1 protein-coding gene is annotated in these 1,119 nt (G+C 65.8%); it reads right to left on the bottom strand.

The genetic code is table 11. The annotated features are described in order from the left end of the window. Positions 1-1,119 (bottom strand): ABC transporter ATP-binding protein (locus tag A5736_RS01565; protein WP_175611156.1); only part of this gene is annotated, 1,119 nt, incomplete at both ends.

Genomic DNA, 1,119 nt, shown 5'->3' with positions numbered 1-1,119 from the left:
AGCCAGGTGTCCTGCAGCACCATGCCGATGCGCGAGCGCAGCGTTTGCCTGCTCATCGTGGTGATGTCGACCCCGTCGATGAGGATCCGGCCGGAATCGACGTCGTAGAACCGCATGAGCAGGTTCACCAGGGTGGTTTTGCCGGCCCCTGTCGGTCCGACGATCGCCACCGTGCTGCCGGGCTCGGCCACCAGCGACAGGTCCTCGATGACCGGGGTGCCCGGACGGTAGGCAAAGCTGACGCGCTCGAACTCGACCCGTCCGCTCGGCCCCGATCGACCGGCTGGTCCGGCCGGCTCGGGACCTGGCTCGGCTGCCGGAGTCTCCTCCGGCTCGTCGAGCAGCTCGAACACCCGCTCGGCGCTGGCGACTCCGGATTGCAGGGTGTTGTACATCCCGGCGACCTGGCTCAGCGGGGTATTGAACTGCCGCACATATTGGATGAACGCCTGAATGCTGCCGAGGGTGATTTGTCCGGTGGCCACCTGCAGCCCACCCATCACGGCCACCGCAACGTATCCCAGGTTGCCGACGAACGTCGTCGCCGGTGCGACCAGACCGGAGAAGAATTGGGAACCGAAGCTGGCGTGGTAGACGTCGTCGTTCAAACCGCGGAACTGCTCGCGCGCCGCGGCCTGGTGGCCGAACGTCTTGACGATCGTGAACCCGCTGTAGGTCTCCTCGATGTGCGCGTTGAGCCGTCCGATGCTCTTCCACTGGGCCGCGAACAGCCGTTGCGAACGGCGGGCGATCGCGCGCGTGGCCAGCAGCGAGACCGGCACGGTGAGCAAGGTGATGAGCGCCAGCAGCGGCGAGATCGACACCATCATCGCAAGCACCGCCACGATGGTCAGGATCGACGTCAGCAGCTGACTGAGCGTCATCGACAGCGACGATTGCAGGTTGTCGATGTCGTTGGTGACCCGGCTGAGCAGCTCGCCGCGCTGCCGTCCGTCAAAGTAGGCCAGTGGCAGTCGGTGCACCTTGTCCTCGACCTGGGAACGCAGCGCCACCATGGTGCGCTGCAGCGTGAGGTTCAGCAGCCGCGCTTGTATCCAAATCAGCAGCGACGCAACCAGATACAGCGTCAACGCCACCGCCAGCGTGCTGGCCACCGCG

Source organism: Mycobacterium sp. SP-6446 (assembly GCF_001954045.1).
In the GTDB taxonomy this organism is placed as follows: Bacteria; Actinomycetota; Actinomycetes; order Mycobacteriales; family Mycobacteriaceae; genus Mycobacterium.
Note: the sequence above shows the minus strand (reverse complement) of the source record. Positions and strands in the feature narration are given on the sequence as shown.